This window comes from Marinobacter sp. LV10MA510-1, assembly GCF_002563885.1.
GTDB lineage: Bacteria > Pseudomonadota > Gammaproteobacteria > Pseudomonadales > Oleiphilaceae > Marinobacter.
In genome coordinates this window covers 3410392-3429479 of the sequence record NZ_PDJA01000001.1, presented here as the reverse complement: position 1 = coordinate 3429479, position 19088 = coordinate 3410392, and the positions used below count along the sequence as shown (strand labels likewise).

Annotated in this window: 16 protein-coding genes; 14 read left to right on the top strand and 2 right to left on the bottom strand. The window is 56.6% G+C overall.

The genetic code is table 11. The features are described from left to right. Window positions 1-14: 14 nt before the first annotated feature. On the bottom strand, window positions 15-968 hold the full coding sequence (gene gshB / locus ATI45_RS16600) for a glutathione synthase (RefSeq protein WP_098420743.1): 954 nt from the start codon (window positions 966-968) through the stop codon (window positions 15-17). Between the two features lie 298 nt (window positions 969-1266). On the opposite strand from gshB, the gene pilG reads away from it, so the two are divergent. The 9 genes from pilG (at window position 1267) to ATI45_RS16555 (ending at window position 13524) form a co-directional block, all read left to right on the top strand. Further along, entirely contained in the window at window positions 1267-1659 is a 393-nt protein-coding gene (gene pilG, locus ATI45_RS16595) for a twitching motility response regulator PilG (protein ID WP_014872951.1), read from the top strand. Between the two features lie 32 nt (window positions 1660-1691). Beyond that, window positions 1692-2054 (top strand): twitching motility response regulator PilH, encoded by a 363-nt coding sequence (gene pilH, locus ATI45_RS16590; RefSeq protein ID WP_098420742.1) that lies wholly within the window; start codon window positions 1692-1694, stop codon window positions 2052-2054. 20 nt (window positions 2055-2074) lie between these two features. Then, window positions 2075-2620, top strand: coding sequence for a chemotaxis protein CheW (locus ATI45_RS16585; protein WP_098420741.1), 546 nt, complete (start codon window positions 2075-2077; stop codon window positions 2618-2620). Window positions 2621-2714: 94 nt separating this feature from the next. Beyond that, window positions 2715-4775 (top strand): methyl-accepting chemotaxis protein, encoded by a 2061-nt coding sequence (locus tag ATI45_RS16580; RefSeq protein WP_098420740.1) that lies wholly within the window; start codon window positions 2715-2717, stop codon window positions 4773-4775. 84 nt (window positions 4776-4859) lie between these two features. Further along, window positions 4860-10880, top strand: coding sequence for an Hpt domain-containing protein (locus tag ATI45_RS16575; RefSeq protein ID WP_098420739.1), 6021 nt, complete (start codon window positions 4860-4862; stop codon window positions 10878-10880). Beyond that, window positions 10877-11338, top strand: a complete 462-nt coding sequence (locus tag ATI45_RS16570; RefSeq protein WP_098420738.1) for a chemotaxis protein CheW — start codon at window positions 10877-10879, stop codon at window positions 11336-11338. The genes ATI45_RS16575 and ATI45_RS16570 overlap by 4 nt, the downstream gene beginning before the upstream one ends. A gap of 80 nt (window positions 11339-11418) precedes the next feature. Next, a complete protein-coding gene (locus tag ATI45_RS16565; protein ID WP_098421797.1) occupies window positions 11419-11922 on the top strand; it encodes a Fur family transcriptional regulator in 504 nt (167 codons plus the stop codon). Then, a complete protein-coding gene (gene znuC, locus ATI45_RS16560) occupies window positions 11919-12725 on the top strand; it encodes a zinc ABC transporter ATP-binding protein ZnuC (protein WP_098420737.1) in 807 nt (268 codons plus the stop codon). The genes ATI45_RS16565 and znuC overlap by 4 nt, the downstream gene beginning before the upstream one ends. After that, the gene (locus ATI45_RS16555; RefSeq protein ID WP_098420736.1) at window positions 12718-13524 is read left to right on the top strand and encodes a metal ABC transporter permease; all 807 of its coding nucleotides are present in this window, start codon (window positions 12718-12720) and stop codon (window positions 13522-13524) included. The genes znuC and ATI45_RS16555 overlap by 8 nt, the downstream gene beginning before the upstream one ends. Before the next feature lie 101 nt (window positions 13525-13625). Here ATI45_RS16555 and ATI45_RS16550 read toward each other — a convergent pair whose 3' ends face one another. Continuing rightward, complete coding sequence (locus ATI45_RS16550) at window positions 13626-14708, bottom strand: patatin-like phospholipase family protein (protein ID WP_098420735.1); 1083 nt, start codon at window positions 14706-14708, stop codon at window positions 13626-13628. A 209-nt stretch (window positions 14709-14917) separates the two neighbouring features. Here ATI45_RS16550 and folE point away from each other — a divergent pair, with 209 nt between their 5' ends. The 5 genes from folE (at window position 14918) to ATI45_RS16525 (ending at window position 19088) form a co-directional block, all read left to right on the top strand. Continuing rightward, the gene (gene folE / locus ATI45_RS16545; RefSeq protein WP_098420734.1) at window positions 14918-15490 is read left to right on the top strand and encodes a GTP cyclohydrolase I FolE; all 573 of its coding nucleotides are present in this window, start codon (window positions 14918-14920) and stop codon (window positions 15488-15490) included. A gap of 84 nt (window positions 15491-15574) precedes the next feature. After that, window positions 15575-15997 (top strand): CoA-binding protein, encoded by a 423-nt coding sequence (locus tag ATI45_RS16540; protein WP_098420733.1) that lies wholly within the window; start codon window positions 15575-15577, stop codon window positions 15995-15997. Between the two features lie 8 nt (window positions 15998-16005). Further along, window positions 16006-18255 carry an EAL domain-containing protein gene (locus ATI45_RS16535; RefSeq protein ID WP_098420732.1) on the top strand — a complete coding sequence of 750 codons (2250 nt, stop codon included), beginning with the start codon at window positions 16006-16008 and terminating at the stop codon, window positions 18253-18255. Between the two features lie 12 nt (window positions 18256-18267). After that, window positions 18268-18576, top strand: coding sequence for a hypothetical protein (locus ATI45_RS16530; protein ID WP_098420731.1), 309 nt, complete (start codon window positions 18268-18270; stop codon window positions 18574-18576). An 80-nt stretch (window positions 18577-18656) separates the two neighbouring features. Beyond that, window positions 18657-19088: a MerR family transcriptional regulator gene (locus ATI45_RS16525; protein WP_098420730.1), complete on the top strand. Its 432-nt coding sequence runs from the start codon at window positions 18657-18659 to the stop codon at window positions 19086-19088.

Here is a 19088-nt window from a genome sequence, read left to right as displayed (position 1 = left end):
GCCGCTTGAAACGATCAGCGCTGCTGCAGCCTTTTGGCAATGGCATCCATCAACAACGCGCTGATATCAATGCCAAAGGCGGCGTCCAATTCGCGGATACAGGTGGGGCTGGTTACGTTGATTTCGGTCAGGTAATCGCCAATCACGTCCAAACCCACAAACATCAGGCCCTTGGCTTTTATCACCGGCGCCACCCGGGCACATATCTCGCGATCGCGGTCGGTCAGTTCGCGGCCTTCACCGCGGCCACCGGCAGCCAGATTACCGCGATTTTCACCGGCGGAGGGTATGCGCGCCAACGCGTAGGGTACGGGCTCACCTTCAATCATCAGAATGCGTTTGTCGCCCTGTGTGATTGCGGGCACAAACTTCTGCGCCATAGCCTGCCGGGTGCCGTGCTCGGTGAGGGTTTCAATGATCACGCCCAGGTTGCCGTCGTTTTCTTTAATACGAAATATAGAACTGCCGCCCATGCCATCGATTGGCTTCATGATGATGTCTTTGTGCTCGGCGTAAAACGCGCGTAAGCGCACTGAAGAGCAAGTGACAATCAGCGGCGGCGTCAGATCTTCAAACTGGGTGGCAAACAGCTTTTCGTTGCAGTCACGCAGAGTAGCCGGCGGGTTCACCACCAGCGCGCCCTGCTCTTCAGCGGCGCTCAAGATATAGGTCGCCATCAGAAATTCACGGTCTACCGGGGGGTCCTGGCGCATAAGAATGACGTCCAGATCACCCAGGGCAATGTCGTCTTCCGACTCAAAGCTGTACCAGTCGATTGGGTCCATCCGCACCGTCAGGTTGCGGCTGCGGGCCCGAGCCTGGCCGCCATCCAGGTACATATCCTCCGGTTCCATATAAACCAGCTGCCAGCCCCGTTGTTGGGCGGCCCAGAGCATGGCCAGCGAACTGTCTTTTTTGAACTGGATCCTGTCAATGGGATCCATCACGATACCGAGTCGGACTGTCATAACATCTCTTTCTATGGCCGGGTGTTTAAAAATACGAACCGGCCTGCAGAGCAGGCCTTTCACATAGTGCTATGCTGAGAGTTCAGATGGTATTGTACCCGAGCCGTGATTGCATCTGCAGAAATCCTCAGTCCATAACGTGATGCGGCCGGCAAAAGTACATTTATTGACGAACAAGTACTGTCTATTCGGGCACCTATACTTTATAAAGGAGCGGAGTTCATAGGATAACATTGGTGTTTGTGCTAGAACCCCGGTTTGCTAACAATACAGTCGCTGAACGCAAGGCAGTTGGACAATGGACGACAACTTCGGGAACTTGAAAGTCATGGTAATCGACGACAGCAAAACGATTCGTCGCACTGCCGAAACCCTTTTGAAGAAAGTTGGCTGTGATGTCATAACCGCTACTGACGGTTTCGATGCTCTGGCCAAAATTGCCGACTCCAAACCCGACATTATTTTTGTTGATATCATGATGCCGAGGCTAGACGGATATCAAACCTGCGCCCTTATCAAGAACAACTCCACCTTCAAGAAAACACCGGTGATCATGCTGTCCAGCAAAGATGGCCTGTTTGACAAGGCGAAAGGCCGCATTGTGGGTTCCGATCAGTATCTGACCAAACCATTCAGCAAAGACGAACTGCTTAATACCATTCGTCATTTCGTGCCGCAGGCGCAGCACTAATTCTGACACTTCCGGAACTCATTGGGGACACCATGGCTCGCATTCTTATTGTTGACGACTCGCCCACCGAGGTGAAAAAAATCACCACCATGCTGCAAAAGCACCAGCACGAAGTGCTGACCGCAGACAATGGCGCCGATGGAGTAGCCAAAGCTCGATCAGAAACCCCGGACCTGGTGCTGATGGATGTCGTTATGCCCGGCCTGAACGGTTTTCAGGCCACCCGCCAACTAACCCGTGCACCAGAAACCGCATCGATTCCGGTCGTCATTGTGACCACCAAAGATCAGGAAACAGACCGGGTTTGGGGTACTCGCCAGGGCGCCAAAGGTTATTTGGTCAAGCCAGTTAACGAGAATGATCTGATTCAGGTCATCAATAGCCTGATTGGCTAATTTTCAAACACGGAGTACGTATGTCTGCCCAGGCTGCCCCCTTTGCTGTTCTGACGAGCATAGCTTTACGCAGCCGCCAGTTATCAGCCGGCCTCCCAGAGCAGGAAAAAACGGCCGAACAATGGAATGGGATCGGTTTTATGCTGGCCGGTGAACACTACGTTGCGCCTATGGGCGAAGTTACCGAAATACTCCATGTCCCCCGTTTTACCCAGATACCAGGCGTGCGCCCGTTTCTGATGGGAGCGGCCAACGTGCGCGGCCGGTTATTGCCCCTGATCGATCTTGACGCTTTTTTTGAACTGCCCCGCTCCGCCACCAGCCCACGCCAACGGAGGGTTCTGGTGGTTGAAAAAGACGACCTGTTTAGCGGGTTGGTTGTTGACTCGGTTCTGGGCATGCAATATTTCGGGGCAGAGAATTTCACACCAGATACCAGCGGCGTTCCTGATCGTGTCCAACCCTTTGTTGCCGGCGGCTATACGCGCAACGGGGAAACCTGGAATGTGTTCTCGGCTATCGAGCTGCTCGGTGACGAGCACTTTCTTGACGTTGCACAGCGGTGATCGCAACGGCCGTGGCAGGCCCATCAGCCTGTAACCGCAACCACTCCGAACCAAAAGATTTGTCCATTTCAGAACAAAGGCCGGGAGCCAGAAGATGAAAAACAAAGCCGGAAGACTCGGTAGCAGACAAGGTGGCAACAAACTGATTGCCGGGCTGACTGCCGTGCTGATCGCACTCACCGTATTACTGGTTGTGGTGCTGTTCATGGTTAACCGTGACAGCCAGCATGATCGCGAATACACGAACACCACCGCCGAGCTGAGAGTGTTATCGCAGCAGATCGCCAAAAACGCCACCGAGGCCGTCAGTGGCAACGCCAGCGCTTTTGACCAGCTGAGCAACACCCGCGACAGCTTCCGCCAGCTCTGGAGCAATCTGACTGAAGGCAACCCGCAAACTGGCTTGCCCGCCAGTGACGCCGCAGCGGCCAGCCAGGTGCAGCAGCACTGGGATTCGGTGCGCGAAAACGCCGACATTATTCTGGCCGCCCGCGACTCGGTCATGAACATGCGGGAAGTGACCAACACCCTCAGCGAAATCATCCCGCAGATGCAGGTTGAATACGATGACGTCTCTATGGTTCTGCAGGACAGCGGTGCCCCGGACGCCCAGGTTGCTCTGGCGCGACGTCAGTCGTTGCTGGCTGAGCGTATGTTCCGTTCAGTGAACAACGTGCTTTCAGGTGATGAAGACGCGGTGACCGCCGCCGACCGTTTTTTGGCCGATGCCACCCAGTTTGGCCGCGTGCTGAACGGCCAGCTTGACGGCAACAACGCGCTGACCATCACCCGCGTTGCCAACGAAGACGCACTTTACGGGCTCGAAGCGGTCGCCGAGCTGTTCGGGTTCATTGCCAGCAACGCCGATGCGGTATTGCAGGCGTCTCCCGATCTGTTCAAGGTCTCCAACGCCGCCAACGATATCTTCGAAAACTCCGAAATTCTGCTCACAGAACTGTCTGAACTGGCCACAGAACTGCGTGACCTTTCAACCGCGCGGGTCGTCAGCCCTACCCTTGCCTTTGCGCTGCTGGCCGCCGTTATTGCTATCGTCGTGTTCATTGGTTTGGCGGTTTATCGCGAATCCCAGACTCGACTGACCAAAACCCAAGCGCAGAATGACCAGAACCAGAACGCCATCTTGCGTCTGCTGGACGAACTGGCCGACCTGGCCGACGGTGACCTGACCGCGGAAGCCACGGTAACCGAAGATTTTACCGGTGCCATCGCTGACTCAATCAACTACGCCATCGACCAGATGCGCGGGCTGGTGCAAGCCATTCGTGGTACCGCCGTGCGAGTTGCTACAGCGGCTCAGGAAAGCCAGTCTACGGCTATGCAGCTGGCCGACGCCTCCGAGCACCAGGCACAAGAAATTGCCGGCGCCTCAGCAGCGGTTAACGAAATGGCCATATCTATCGACCAGGTATCGTCTAACGCTGCGGAATCGTCTGCGGTAGCGGAACGTTCGGTTGCTATCGCCAAAAAAGGCACCGACGTGGTGCAGAACACCATCCGCGGAATGGACAATATTCGCGAGCAAATTCAGGAAACCTCCAAGCGCATCAAGCGCCTGGGCGAATCCTCTCAGGAAATCGGCGACATTGTATCGCTGATCAACGACATTGCAGACCAGACCAACATTCTGTCGCTGAACGCCGCTATTCAGGCCTCTATGGCGGGTGACGCAGGCCGTGGCTTTGCCGTCGTTGCGGACGAAGTGCAGCGCCTGGCAGAACGTTCCTCTGCCGCCACCAAACAGATCGAAGCTCTGGTAAAAACCATCCAGTCAGATACCAACGAAGCGGTTATCTCGATGGAGCACACCACTGCCGAAGTGGTTCGTGGTGCCCGCCTTGCGCAAGACGCAGGTGTCGCCCTGGAAGAGATCGAAAACGTTTCCACCAACCTGGCGGAGCTGATTCAGAACATTTCCAACGCGGCTCGCCAGCAATCTTCTTCTGCTTCGCACATTTCCAATACCATGAACGTCATTCAGGAAATTACCTCGCAGACCTCATCAGGCACCAACGCCACGGCTTACTCGATCGGTAATCTGGCAGACATGGCCTTCGAGCTGCGTTCGTCGGTAGCAGGTTTCAAACTTCCGGAAGAAGACGAAGTAGCAGACACCAAGGTTCCGCTGGTGAGCTGAGTCTGAATCAAAGGTGGGAGCAGCAATGGCAAATGCTCCAGACAACCGTAATGCAGAGAGCAACGACGAATAACCGGAGAGGTTATGGGCAATAACCATGACAGTATCGCCCTCGACTGGGTTCGGGGCGAAATACAGAGTACGCTGACTCAGGGCCAGCAGGCTTTGGAGAGTTATGTGGACAACCGTAAAGATACGGCCCGCTTGCGCTTTTGCCTGAACTATCTCCACCAGGTGCACGGCACATTGCAGATGGTTGAGCTCTACGGTGCAGCTCTGCTCACCGAAGAGATGGAGAAACTCACCCAGGCCATTCTGGGCAATCAGGTTGACAGCGAAAACGAAGCCGTTGAAGTGCTGATGCAGGCCATACTGCAGTTGCCGCAGTACCTCGACCATATTGACAGCAGCAGTGATGACTTCCCCCTGGTGGTGCTGCCTCTGCTGAATGACCTGCGCGCCGCACGCGGCGAAGCGTTGTTATCCGACACCTCTTTGTTCAAGCCCGACATGTCGCCGGCGCGCGCCCGCAGCGACACAAAAGACGACCGCCTGCAGGAACCAAAAGTTTGCGACCATGTGCGCAAACTGCGGCAAATGTATCAGTTTGCACTGGCTGGAGTGGTGCGGGAGGCCGACCTTGACGCCAACTTTGACTACATGCAAAAAGTGATCAAGCGCCTGGTCCGGCTGTGTCAGAAAACGCCGCGGGGTGAGCTGTGGAAAGCTGCAGCCGGCTTTGTCGAAACCCTTCAGCTCAAGGCCAACCCGGTTAACGCAGCGGTAAAGTCGCTGCTGCGGGAGCTGGACAGCGAAATTCGCCAACTCACAGAAAATCCCGGCACGGCCCTGGCACAACCGGCGCCAGAGGCGCTGTTCAAAAATCTGCTGTATTACGTAGCCCGCGCACGCGAACTCGATTCGCCACGCATAGAAGCCCTGCGCGCTGATTACCAGCTGGCCCAAGCATTACCTTCTGACGATGATGTAGATGCAGCACGTTCACGGGTCAGCGGCCCCAATCGCGATGCCATCCATTCTGTTGTGCATGCCCTCAACGAAGAGCTGACCAAGCTCAAAGACTCCCTGGACCTGTTCGTGCGCGCCGATCTGCGCAGCAACGACGAACTTGAAGACCTGCTGCCAGGTTTGCATCAAGTAGCCAACACCCTTGCCGTTATTGGTCTGGGCGTGCCGCGTAAAGTGGTCAATGAACAGATTGATCTGGTGGCCCAGCTGGTTGCTCAGGATCAGCGGGTATCCGACAACACCCTGATGGACATCGCCGGCGCCCTGCTCTATGTGGAAGCCAGTCTGGCCAATCTGGGCCAGGACGGCCAACATGAAGATATCAACCAGCACGACCTGCTGAATCCCGGTTCGCGAGAGCTGGGGGACGCCAACGGAGCACTGTTGAGAGAATCCCGCAACACTCTGGAACAGGCCAAATCGGCTGTCGTCAACTTTATTGCCTCACAGTGGGATACCCGTGAGATTGAACACCTGCCGGCGCTGCTGCACAGCATCTGCGGCGGCCTGAGATTGATACCACTTGAGCGTGCCAGTGAGTTGCTGGAAGCCATAGAACGCTACATTAACGACGTGCTGCTGGGCAGTCGCGAGGTACCTGACGGGCAGGAACTGGACACTCTGGCCGATGCCGTTACCAGTATCGAGTACTATCTGGAACGCTTGAGTGAAGGGATCCGCGACAACGACAGCGTATTGCGGGTGGCGGAAGCCAGTCTCGAAAGCCTCGGATTCCCGGCAGGCCAGGCGCCTACCTGGCGCCCCAGAGCTGACATCAACGAAGACGACATTCCCCTGGTGGACGCGCCTTTACTGGAGGCCCCCATGCCGGACACCGCATCTGCGCTCACCATAAGTACCGGCGTATCCGCAGATGAACTGTTGGATGATGAAATTGTTGGCATTTTCATCGAGGAAGCCGAAGAAGTTCTGGCAACCATCCACGAACATTATCCGCGCTTACAGCGCAATCACGACGACCGTGCAGCGCTGGCCGAAATGCGCCGCGCCTATCACACCCTTAAAGGCAGCGGCCACATGGTTGGCGCCGAAGTACTCGGTGAGTTGGCATGGTCGGTGGAGAATCTGCTGAACCGGGTGCTTGACGGCAGCCGCAGCATGAGCGACGCCGTTGCCGCGCTGCTTGGCGATGTGATCGCGATTTTGCCGGCGTTGGTCAGTGATTTTGAGCAACACCGCACCGCAACCGTTGACCCCCATGAAGCACAAGCCCGCGCCCATGCTCTGGCCGACGGCAAAGACGTGCCAGGTGCAGATGCCACAAGCAAAATCGCCACGGGCGGTGTTCTCCAGCCGCCCGAATCAGAGTCAGACTTCGGGCCAGAGTCAGACGTAGACCAACTTCTGCTGGACATTTTCGAGAGCGAGGCCCTGTCTCACCTGAATACGGTGGAGGCTTATATTACCAGTGCCGCAGACAAACAAACCGCGGCCTATACCGACGAACTGACACGGGCATTGCACACCCTCAAAGGCAGCGCTCACACCACCGGCATAACGCCCATTGCCGATTTGGTTACCCCCCTTGAGCGCTTTGTGAAAGACGCCCGCGCCGAAAACAAACGGTGCGACCGCGACGCTATCTCCTTGCTAAAGCAAAGCGTGTCATTGTTAAACCAGGGTCTTTTGCAACTGCACAGCCAGCCACTGGCAGAACTGCCGGGCAGTCGCGAGTTTCTCGAGCAACTGGCACAGCTGGCTCGCGCTACCTTAATGGGCGCCAGCTCCGATGGTGCCCAGCCATCGTCGGCCAATGGCAGCTCCGCTTTGCTAGAACTCTTCCTCAGCGACGACATCAACATCGTGCTTAATGCCAGCAGCATACTGGACAGCTGGATTGCCAGCCCCGCTAATGGCCATGCCCTCGAACAGCTGCGTCACGAACTGACGCTGCTGACCGCGGCTACCGAAATTGTAGGTCTGGACGACATAGCCGCGTTGTCAGCGGCGTTGCAAGGCAGCTACAGCGTTCTGGCTGACAGCGACCGCGAGCCAGAACCCGAACTTCAGGCCTGCCTGCACCTCGCCCATGAGCAACTCATCAACATGATGGACCAGGCCGCCGCCGGACTGACCATCGACAGCGCAGATCCGCTGCGCCAGCAAATCATGGATCTTACCGATGATGTTCTAGCCAGCGACGCCTTCCTTGCCGAGTTCCAGGAAGTCGAAGACCTGAACCATCACCAACACATAGACAACGAACCCGCAGCTGCTGAGATAGCATTTGAAGCACCCGTGCCGCAGTACACCCCGGATGCGGAAGACGACATAGATCACGAAGTGCTGGAAATTTTCCAGGAAGAAGCCCGCGAGTTAATCGACAGCACCGCCGACGCACTTCAGCGCTTCAGTCATGACAGCGGCAATCACGATTTACTGCACTTGCTGCAACGGGACCTGCACACCCTTAAAGGCGGTGCGCGCCTGAGCAAAGTGGTCAGTATTGGTGATCTGGCCCACGAACTGGAAACCCTGTTCGAAGGGCTGGTTCAGCAGCAACTGGCAATATCGCCGGTGCTGTCTGACCTGCTGTTCAGCTGTCACGACCGTCTGGCCAGCATGGTAGAAACCCTGGAAAATGGCGACAGTCCGCGCTCAGCGCCCGACCTGATCGCAGAAATACAACGTTATTCCAGCAACGCTGCAAGCGCTGGCGCCGATCATTCCACGGTTGCTTTGCAAACGGAGCCAAGCCCCGTCGCACACGACACCAACAGCGTAACCACCGACCCGGAACTGATGGGCATCTTCCTGGAAGAAGCCTATGACCTGATCAACGCCACCGGCAGCGCATTGCACAGCTGGAGCGAGAATCCCGAAAACAGCATGCTTGCCGCCGAATTGCAGCGCGACGTGCACACCCTGAAAGGCGGCGCACGAATGGCGGGCGCAGACGCCATGGGTGATCTGGCACACGCTCTTGAGGACTTGTTCGAGCTGATTACGCGGGACGAGCTGAAGCCCGGACCAGAATTGTACGAACCTCTGTTTGCCTGTCACGACCGCCTGGCCGCCATGGTAGAACAAATCGCTACTGGAAAAGCCTGCCCGCCGGCTCAGGATCTGATCGCGCAGGTGCACCAACTGCATCCGCCGCAACAGACCGCCGCACAGGAAACGCCAGCGCCGGCACCAGAACAGCCGCAAATACCCGCTGTTACAGTGCCCAAGCCAAAGCCGGCGCGCAGCCAAACCCGTAAAACTCTGCGCACCACGCAAGAGACCATTCGGGTGTCGGCACCGCTGCTTGACGACCTGGTCAACCTTGCGGGCGAGAGCAGTATCGCCCGCGGCCGTCTAGAACAGCAAACCAGCGACTTTAGTCACACTCTGGAAGAGATGGCCGCCACCATTGAGCGCCTGCGTGAACAGCTGCGGCGCATGGATATCGAAACCGAAACCCAGATTCTGTTCCGCGCCGAAAAAGAACTCGGACCCGATTACGGTGAAGACTTCGACCCATTGGAAATGGACCGCTATTCGTCGATACAGCAGCTATCACGGGCTCTGTCGGAATCGTCTTCGGACCTGATCGATCTGCGCCAAACCCTGGCCGACCGGATTCGCGATACCGAAACCCTGCTGGTGCAGCAGTCGCGTATCAATACGGAACTGCAAGAAGGTCTGATGAAGACCCGCATGATTCCGTTCACCTCCGTGGTGCCGCGTTTACGCCGTATTGTGCGTCAGATCAGCGCCGAGCTCGACAAGAAAGTCAATTTTGAGGTGTATAACGCCGAAGGCGAAATGGACCGCAACATTTTGGAGCGGATGATTGCACCGCTGGAGCACATGCTGCGCAACGCTCTGGACCATGGCGTTGAAGCGCCCAACGAGCGCCTGGCCGCAGGCAAAGCAGAAACAGGGGAAATCAGCCTGTCGCTGCAACGCGAAGGCGGCGACGTTGTTCTGCGTATGCGGGACGATGGTGCCGGCATTTCTACCGGGCAGGTTCACAGCAAAGCCGTCAGTCAGGGCCTGGTCGGCCCGAATGATGTGCTGACAGAGCGCGAGATTCTGCAGCTGATCATGACTCCGGGCTTTTCCACCGCAACGCAGGTTACCCAGGTATCCGGCCGCGGCGTCGGCATGGACGTGGTGGCGTCAGAAATCAAACAGCTGGGTGGCAGCCTCGACATTCACTCCAACGCCGGCCACGGCACCGTATTTACCGTTCGGCTACCGTTTACCGTGTCGGTCAACCGCGCGTTGATGGTCACCAGCGGCGATAATTTCTACGCCATACCGCTGAACACCATTGAAGGCATAGTGCGGGTGAGCACCTACGAGCTGGAAGAATATTACAAACCTGAAGCGCCACTGTACGAGTACGCCGGTCAGGAGTATCGCCTGCAATACCTTGGCAATCTACTGAACAGCGAACATCAGCCCAAGCTTCAGGGCCAGGCACTGCCCCTGCCGGTTATTTTGGTGCGCGGCGCAGAGCAACCCATGGCACTGCAAGTAGACAGCCTGGTGGGCAGCCGCGAAATTGTGGTGAAATCTCTGGGGCCCCAGTTCAACTCGGTGCGTGGCGTATCCGGCGGCACCATTCTGGGTGATGGAAATGTGGTGGTTATTCTTGATCTGCCAGCAATGATCCGCTCCGACATACTGTCAGATCAGCAGCGCCACGGCGGCAAAGCAGACCAGACACGCCAGAATCCGCGGCTGAACCAGCGCGCCACCCTGGTGATGGTGGTCGACGACTCTGTAACCGTGCGTAAAGTGACGTCGCGCCTGCTTGAGCGCAACGGCATGGAAGTGCTTACTGCCAAAGACGGCCTGGATGCCGTGGCCCAGCTGCAGGATTACCAGCCTGACATCATCTTGCTGGACATTGAAATGCCGCGTATGGATGGTTTCGAAGTGGCCGGCTTTGTTCGCCACGACGACACTCTGCGAAATACACCCATTTGTATGATTACCTCCCGTACCGGAGAAAAACATCGTGAGCGCGCACTGGCCATTGGCGTTAACGAATACCTGGGCAAGCCGTTCCAGGAAACAACTCTGCTAGAAACCATCCGCAGGCTGACAGGTAACTTATGAGCGATAACAACCAGACCCTGGCCTGCGTCATGATTCCAATGATCGGCCGCCAGCTGTTGCTGCCCAACGTATCACTGGCTGAAGTGGTGGACTACAGCCCCGACATCAACTCAAACGCCGACGCACCCGCCTGGCTGGCCGGCTATCTGGACTGGCGCGGGCTAAGGCTGCCGGTTATATCCTACGACGCCGCCAGCGGCGGCCAATTGGCACAACCGAATAATCGCCGCGGCCGGGTAGTTATTCTTAACAGCATCGTCGAAGAACACCGCGAACAGCCCTTTATTGCGCTGATGACTCAGGGTATACCCAGCCAGAATCGTATTAACCAAAGCCAGATTCAGCGCCTGGACAGCCCAACCGGCGCCGCCGACCTGATGGAAGTCGAAGTAGACGGCGAGCGCGCCTGGATTCCCAATCTGGAGTATTTAGAAAGCCTGGTACAGCAATTACGCTGAGGCCTCACCCAAGGGTGTGGAAACCCTGGCAGCAAGGATAGCAACTGTTATAATGTTGCAAATTTTATCGGATGCTCGCCATGCCCGCCCGCGCTTTACCCTATCGCCCCCACAATCACGATCTTTGCGTTGATCAGGCCCTGGCTCAAGCCAAGGAAATCTGCCGACGTAACGAGGCGCGGCTAACCCCGGTCAGGGAGAGAGTGCTGGAGCTGATTTGGCAGTCCCACAAACCTTTGGGCGCCTACGACGTGTTGGCTCAGTTAAGCGCCGATGGCCACAAGGCTGCGCCGCCAACGGTGTATCGCGCCCTCGATTTTTTGCAGCAGCACGGCCTGGTACACCGTATTGCGTCGCTTAACGCGTTCACCGGTTGCGACCACCCGGGCCAGCACCACTGCGCCACCTTTCTGATCTGCCGCAGCTGTGGCAACGTGCTGGAATTGGCCGCCCCGAACATAACCGCGGCCATTAACCAGGCTGCAACAGCCGAAGCGTTTCAGGTAGAGCAGATTACGTTGGAAATTGCCGGCCTGTGCCCTCGCTGTCAGAGCGACAGCACTGATCAGCCGACGCCATCATGAATGAGGTTTTGGCAGAACTGAGTAAGGTATCGGTGACGCTCAATGACCGATTGATTGTTGATCGAGTATCTCTGAGTATAAAGCGCGGCGATATCATCACCATTATTGGCCCCAACGGAGCCGGCAAAACCACTCTGATCAAAACCATCCTGGGCATCCAGAAAGCCACTTCTGGCTCGATTAGCCTGCAACCGGGGTTGGTGATTGGCTATGTGCCACAAACCCTGAATCTCGAAACCACCCTGCCGCTGAGTGTGGAACGCTTTATGGCCCTGGGCGGCTGCAATCGCAAAGGCTGCCAACAGGCGTTGGCGCGCACCGGCGTGGCCCACTTGATGGCAGCTTCTGTGCATCATCTGTCCGGCGGCGAAAAACAGCGCCTGCTGCTGGCCCGTGCGCTGGCCCGCCAGCCCGGCCTACTGGTACTGGATGAACCAGCCCAGGGGGTCGACATCAATGGCCAGGCGGCACTTTACGATCTGGTGCGTCAACTTCGGAACGAGCTCAACTGCGGCGTTATCATGATCTCCCACGACCTGCACCTGGTTATGGCCGCCACCGACAAAGTCATCTGCCTGAACCAGCACGTGTGTTGCAGCGGTTTTCCGGAAGACATCCCCCACGATCCGGCCTTTATTGAAACCTTCGGCACCGCCGTTGCCGAATCACTGGCGGTGTACCATCACCATCACAATCACCGCCATGACCTGCACGGTAACGTTATTGGCAACGGCGCCGCTATCGATGGCACGCTTACCGACGCCGAAGCAGTGCCGACCTGCTCAGGGCACCACCATGATTGACAGTATTCTGGATGATTTTTTCTGGCGTGCGCTGATTGGTGGCCTGGGTGTGGCTCTGGTCGCGGGGCCTCTGGGCTGCTTTGTGGTTTGGCGGCGGCTAGCCTATTTCGGCGACACCCTGGCTCATTCGGCGCTGCTGGGCATTGCCCTGAGCTTTGTGATTCAGGTGCCGATTAATGTCGGGGTGATTATCACTTGCTTGGGGTTGGCTCTGGCGCTGGTGCTGTTTTCCCGCAGCAAAACATTAGCTACCGATACCCTGCTGGGCATACTGGCCCACAGCGCGCTGGCCATTGGCCTGGTCACCCTCAGCTTTATGCCCTCGGTGCGAATGGATCTGACCGGGCTGCTGTTTGGTGATCTGCTGGCCATGAGCCGCAGCGATCTGTGGTGGATTTACGGCGGTGCCGCCACCATTTTTTGCCTGCTGGCACTGCTGTGGCGTGGTCTGCTGATGAGCACCATTCACGAAGAACTGGCGCGGGTGGAAGGGGTGCCGGTAGAACGCCTGCGGCTAGCGCTGATTCTGATGTTTGCTATTGTCATTGCGGTCGCCATGAAAATTGTTGGCGTGCTGCTGATTACGGCGTTACTGATAATTCCCGCCGCCACCGCAAGACGCCTGGCACGCACACCTGAACAGATGGTGGCCATGGCGATGGGGTTCGGCTTTATTGCCGTGACCGGCGGGCTGACGCTGTCATGGGAACTGGACACACCGGCGGGGCCGTCGGTGGTGGTTACCGCATTCAGCTGTTTCCTGCTGGTGTCCGCGGTTGGCGGCAAGCAGCGTGCATAAACCTGCTCGATAGCAGGTCACTACGCAGCCTTTATCACAACGCAGGATTACAGGGAGTGGACATAATAGAGTGTCTTCAAGAAATGACTGCGGGAGTCAGGCTAGAGCGGCTGCATCACTGAGCCCCACTGTTGCTTTTCCACCAGCTCCATAAACTCATCACCCAGGCGCTCACTTTCCGCAATCGCCCTACGCCAGATTTTTTCGCGGCCGGCGTCATCGCCCAGATACTTTTCAAAGTCACGACGGTCCGGCAGCTTGCCATTGGGCAAACTCGCCAGATAGTCCGCCGAGGGCGCCACCAACAGCACATCCTGCACATGTGACGCTTTAGACTTACGCCAAGGTAAAGACTTATCGAACCAACCGGGAATTATCCGGTCGGTAAAGTGCGGATAGAGCACAACACCGGGCTGCTGGTACGGCAGGTCCAGGTGATAATCCAGCAAACCGCCGTCGCGATAAAGCCCTGCTGGCGCTCCGGGTATGTTCGCCACTCCCGACATCACAATTGGAATTGAAGCCGAGGCCAGCAACGCCGGAAGCAGGTTGTCTTGAGTCAGGGCAATGGTGTGGCTGGCGAAATCGCGCAGCTCCTCTAAAGGTGCCGGTGCGCGGCTGTCCTGCACAATACCCCGCTCCATAACGCGGCCCAAGTGCCGGCGCCCCAGCATATTGCTGCCAATGGCGTGTAGCAGCCCCAGGGTCAGGCGACCGCGGCTATCGTGCTGCAATAATCCCAAACTGCGCACCACCATTACGCTGAGCCGATACTGCGGGTGGTTCAAAATATGCTGCTCGCGCCCGCCCAATAACTGCTGCAGAAACTCAAGGCTTTTACGGGTTACCTCGGCGGCGCTGACCCCTTTTGTAAAACGCTGCTGGGTATACAGCTCCGCCAGCAACTCCAACTGGGCAACCGGGTTATCAGACGACGCCACCGCCGCAAAGCGCCAGCTGCCGATAGACGAACCCACCAACGCTCTGGGTTGCGGCGCGCTCGGCAGCCAATGCCCAAACAGAGTTTTATCCAGGCCGCTCAGGCCCAGGGCTTTTGGCCCGCCGGCAGCACCAGGAACCACGTGAACATCCCCGGCGCTTAGCGGGTTATCCCGTAACCGCCTCATGGCACGAGTACCGGCGCGAATGGTTAAAGCCGGTGTGCGAATATGAATAGCGGTCATGGTTTTTCCTTATAGGGAGCGCATTGGAGAAGGCCACAAAGTATAACCATTGGGGCCTGGCACAATCCTGCGCCAACACTTTATAAAACCAAAGCCGCCGGCCATGAGGGCAACAGCTGACCATAATCACAATGTTTACCCATAGAGATCGTGGCCAATTTGTCTTAAGCTTCTGCCCTTGCCAGATTCAGTAAACCGGACCCTTATTTATGAGCAATCCCCTGACAGACGATCTTGCTGGCCATTATCGCGCCATTATTGACGGCCTGGGTGAAAACTGTGACCGCGAAGGCCTGCGGAACACGCCTTTGCGCGCGGCAAAAGCCATGCAGTTTCTAACCCGCGGCTACCAGCAGGATCTGAACGACCTGGTCAACAACGCCGTGTTCGAATCCGCCATGGACGAAATGGTGGTGATACAGGACATAGAACTGTACAGCATGTGTGAACATCACGTGTTGCCTTTTATCGGCAAGTGCCACATTGCCTACCTGCCCCAAGGCAAGGTACTGGGCTTGTCCAAGTTCGCCCGCATTGTGGATATGTATGCGCGGCGGCTGCAAATCCAGGAAAATCTGACCCGACAGATCGCAGAAGCGGTTGAAAGTGTGACCAACGCCAAAGGTGTGGCCGTGGTGATCGAAGCCCAGCACATGTGCATGATGATGCGCGGCGTCGAAAAACAGAACTCGAAAATGAAGACCTCGATGATGCTCGGCCAGTTCCGCAAATCACAGGCCACCCGCCTCGAGTTCTTCAATCTGATCGGCACCAACCGTTAATCAGGCTCACATTGGCCAGACGGGACACTGGATAAATAGCAGCACTTACATTGTTATTTTCTTCTTTGACAGGAGCGTTACACTATGCCCGAGACGTCTGATTCGCAGATTCTCGACATTCTGCAGCAGGTCCGCACCATAGCGTTGGTGGGCGCCAGTGAAAAAACCAACCGGCCCTCCCACAAGGTTATGCATTACTTGCAACAGCAAGGCTACCGGGTAATACCCGTTAATCCCGGTCTGGCCGGCCAGCAGCTGCTGGGTGAAACCGTTTATGCGGACCTTAAGTCATTGCCGGTCCCGGTAGACATGGCGGACTTGTTCCTGGCTCCGCAACGCACTGACACGGTGATCGACCAGGCGATCGCCATGAACATTCCGGTGCTGTGGCTCCAAATTGGCGTTATTAATCAAAAAGGTGCCGAGCGCGCACGACAGGCGGGCCTGAAAGTGGTGATGGACCGCTGTCCAAAAATGGAAATACCCCGACTTATACCCCGACCCTAGAGAGCTCGATGAAAAACACCGATTCAACACAGCGTGTTGTGGCAAAAGGGCTTTTGCATCCAGCCCTGCCGGTGTTTATTTTTTCCCTGTTTTTATTGCTGGCCCTGGGTTTGCGATTTGGTCAAAGCCAGCAAGACAGTCGCCAAATTCAGGCGCATTTGAACACAGAGGCCGAAATAATGGCCAACAATCTACAGCGGGAATTCAATATCCTGTTGCTGGGCCTGCGCCGCAGCGCTGATCGTCTGCACTTCAACGGAGGAATTACCGAAGCCCAGTGGCGAAATGATGCCCGCAACTATCTGCAAGACTTCAGGGTTTACCAGGCAATTGAGTGGATTGATCGTGATTTTTACATTCGCTGGATTGAGCAGTCGAAAGACTGGCCAGAACTGGTTGGCTACAAAGTTGCATTCAATGTTGAGCGGGTTCAGGCACTGAAGAGCGCAATGCTGACGGGCAACGTGGATGTTTCAGGGGTTATTCCCCTGTACCAGGGTGGCAGAGGGATTGTAGTCTACGCGCCGGTGGGTACCGGCGACGATAACAACGGTCTTATCGGCGGGGTTTTCCAGGTAGATCTTCTGGTACAGACCCTGCTGAACAGCCGCGCGTTGGCACTGTTTCAAGTCGATATTTACGAAGACGGCAAGCTTGAATCTCAGCTGAACCCGTCGCTGCCTATCAGTAGCGAATTCAGTAGCAAGATCGCCCTGGATTTACCCACCATAGACTGGAGCCTGACGTTGCGCCCCAGCCACACCTGGGTGCAGAACCAACGCAGCCCCTGGGCCTGGCTCACGTTAGCCAGTCTTTTGACTCTGGGGCTGGTTATCAGTGTGGCAACGCTTCTGGCTCAGGGGATTTTGAGCCGCAATCAAGCACTGCTGAAAACCCGCAGCCAACTGGACCGGGAGATCGCCCAACGCAGCGCCATCCAGCAGGATCTGGCCCGACTGGAATCCACCGATCCTCTCACCGGTCTGGCCAACCGCCGTTTTTTTATGGACGATCTTTCGTACACCCTCTCTATGGCCGAGCGTAAGTCACGACAGGTAGCTTTAATCATGCTGGGCCTGGACCGTTTTCAGATGCTCAACGACTCGCTGGGGCATCAGGTTGGCGATGAAATTCTCAGCAGGGTCGCAGAGCGCCTTAGTGGCCTGGCGGATGAACGTATTATGGTGGCCTATGCCGGCGGTGACGAATTCCTGATCTGTCAGCAGCAGGTCACCGCCGTTGATGATGTCATCCACCTTCTGGGCAGAGTAAAGCAGACTTTCGCTCAACCTTTTGGCCTGCCAGGCAACCCACTTCAGATTACCGCCACCATGGGTGTTGCCGTATACCCGCAAAGCGGGCCAGACGCCGAAACCCTGTTGCGCAATACCGACATCGCGCTCTACCGGGCCAAACAGCAGGCACGCAACAGCTACCAGTTTTATACCGAAGGCATGCAAGAGCGGGAAGTATTGCGCCTGGAACTGGAAAAAGATCTCAGCCTTGCCCTTAGCAATAATGAATTTGTACTATATTATCAGCCCCAGCTAAACCTGCACAGCAATCGCATCGACAACGTAGAAGCGCTGATTCGCTGGCAGCATCCGCGGCGCGGATTATTGACGCCAGGTGAATTCATACCGCTGGCCGAAGAAAGCGGACGCATCACCGATATTGGTCGCTGGGTGGTGACGGCCGCCTGCAATCAGCTCAGCGAATGGCGTGGAACCCCTTACCAGAATCTGCAAATTGCGGTGAATCTGTCCGGGCGCGAACTGGAAAATTCTGACCTTCTGGACTATGTACAGTCGGCGTTAGCGACCACCGGTGTGGCACCGCAACAGCTGGAAATCGAGCTAACCGAAGAGATATTCGTGAGCAATATCCACCACAATCTGGACCAGCTCAAACGCCTGCGGCAACTTGGCGTGCGCTTGGCAATTGACGATTTCGGCGTTGGCTACTCCTCGCTGAGCTATCTCAAAGACTTCCCGATTGACCTGCTAAAAATTGACCGCTCGTTCATCACCCAGGTCACCGAACGTCAGGACGATGCCACCATTACCTCTGCAATTATTAATTTGGCCCACAACCTGGGCATCCAGGTGGTCGCCGAAGGCGTAGAAACTACCAGCCAGCTCAGTTTTTTGCGCCAGCAAGGCTGCGATGTGGCTCAGGGTTATCTGATCAGCCGTCCGATTCCCGCCGACCAGCTGGAGCAGTGGCTGAAGCCACGGCACGCTGAAAACCCACTTTAACCGCGAGACTCCATGGCACATTATCTGAGCACCGAACAAGACGCACGCCTGCGCCGCTGGGAACGCTGGAACCGCAATTATTTTCTGTTCGCCTTTACAGCATTAATCATCATTCTGGTGTTCAGCAGCCAGTTGGGGTTGTCCAGCGGCGATGATTGGGGCGGGCTGGGCATCATTCTGGTGGTGTTGGTGGCGCCGATTGTGGCTATGCAGCTAAAACTGACGTGTCCCGCTTGTAGCGAAAAGCTGGGCTGGCAAGCCAAACTGATGGTGCCAGATCAATGCAAGCACTGCGGCTGCTTTCTGCGCGCCAAAGGCTGACAACGCGTTCGTAACATTTGACCTGTGAGCGGCTAACAGGTTCTAAGCTATACTTATCGTAAAAGGCGATGAGGTAGTTTATGAAAGTAAAGGACATGGCCCGTGCCGCTGGGGTAACGCCCGACACTGTGCGCTTCTACACCCGCGAAAAACTACTGGCACCCAGCCGCGATCCGGCGAACAACTACCAACAGTTCTCCAGCGAAGACCTGCGCCGCCTGCGCTTTGCCCGTAAGGCCCGCCAGCTCGGTTTTTCCCTACCCGAGATCCGCAACATTCTGAATCAGGCTGACGACAAACATTCCCCCTGCCCTATGGTGCGCAGCATGTTTGAACAGCGCCTGATTGATGTTGAACGCCAGATTGACGAGCTCCAGCAGCTGCACCAGCGCATGCGAAAAGCTCTGGACGCCTGGCAAGGCATGCCCGATGGCACGCCGGACGGCCATACCATCTGCCGTTTAATTGAACACTGGGATCAGGCCGAGCCTGGTCTGACGGAGGAATCCTGA

Bases quoted from the DNA above. Each gene is read 5' to 3' on its own strand.
- gshB (WP_098420743.1), bottom strand. From the start codon at position 968: ATGACAGTCCGACTCGGTATCGTGATGGATCCCATTGACAGGATCCAG.
- pilG (WP_014872951.1), top strand. From the start codon at position 1,267: ATGGACGACAACTTCGGGAACTTGAAAGTCATGGTAATCGACGACAGC.
- pilH (WP_098420742.1), top strand. From the start codon at position 1,692: ATGGCTCGCATTCTTATTGTTGACGACTCGCCCACCGAGGTGAAAAAA.
- ATI45_RS16585 (WP_098420741.1), top strand. From the start codon at position 2,075: ATGTCTGCCCAGGCTGCCCCCTTTGCTGTTCTGACGAGCATAGCTTTA.
- ATI45_RS16580 (WP_098420740.1), top strand. From the start codon at position 2,715: ATGAAAAACAAAGCCGGAAGACTCGGTAGCAGACAAGGTGGCAACAAA.
- ATI45_RS16575 (WP_098420739.1), top strand. From the start codon at position 4,860: ATGGGCAATAACCATGACAGTATCGCCCTCGACTGGGTTCGGGGCGAA.
- ATI45_RS16570 (WP_098420738.1), top strand. From the start codon at position 10,877: ATGAGCGATAACAACCAGACCCTGGCCTGCGTCATGATTCCAATGATC.
- ATI45_RS16565 (WP_098421797.1), top strand. From the start codon at position 11,419: ATGCCCGCCCGCGCTTTACCCTATCGCCCCCACAATCACGATCTTTGC.
- znuC (WP_098420737.1), top strand. From the start codon at position 11,919: ATGAATGAGGTTTTGGCAGAACTGAGTAAGGTATCGGTGACGCTCAAT.
- ATI45_RS16555 (WP_098420736.1), top strand. From the start codon at position 12,718: ATGATTGACAGTATTCTGGATGATTTTTTCTGGCGTGCGCTGATTGGT.
- ATI45_RS16550 (WP_098420735.1), bottom strand. From the start codon at position 14,708: ATGACCGCTATTCATATTCGCACACCGGCTTTAACCATTCGCGCCGGT.
- folE (WP_098420734.1), top strand. From the start codon at position 14,918: ATGAGCAATCCCCTGACAGACGATCTTGCTGGCCATTATCGCGCCATT.
- ATI45_RS16540 (WP_098420733.1), top strand. From the start codon at position 15,575: ATGCCCGAGACGTCTGATTCGCAGATTCTCGACATTCTGCAGCAGGTC.
- ATI45_RS16535 (WP_098420732.1), top strand. From the start codon at position 16,006: ATGAAAAACACCGATTCAACACAGCGTGTTGTGGCAAAAGGGCTTTTG.
- ATI45_RS16530 (WP_098420731.1), top strand. From the start codon at position 18,268: ATGGCACATTATCTGAGCACCGAACAAGACGCACGCCTGCGCCGCTGG.
- ATI45_RS16525 (WP_098420730.1), top strand. From the start codon at position 18,657: ATGAAAGTAAAGGACATGGCCCGTGCCGCTGGGGTAACGCCCGACACT.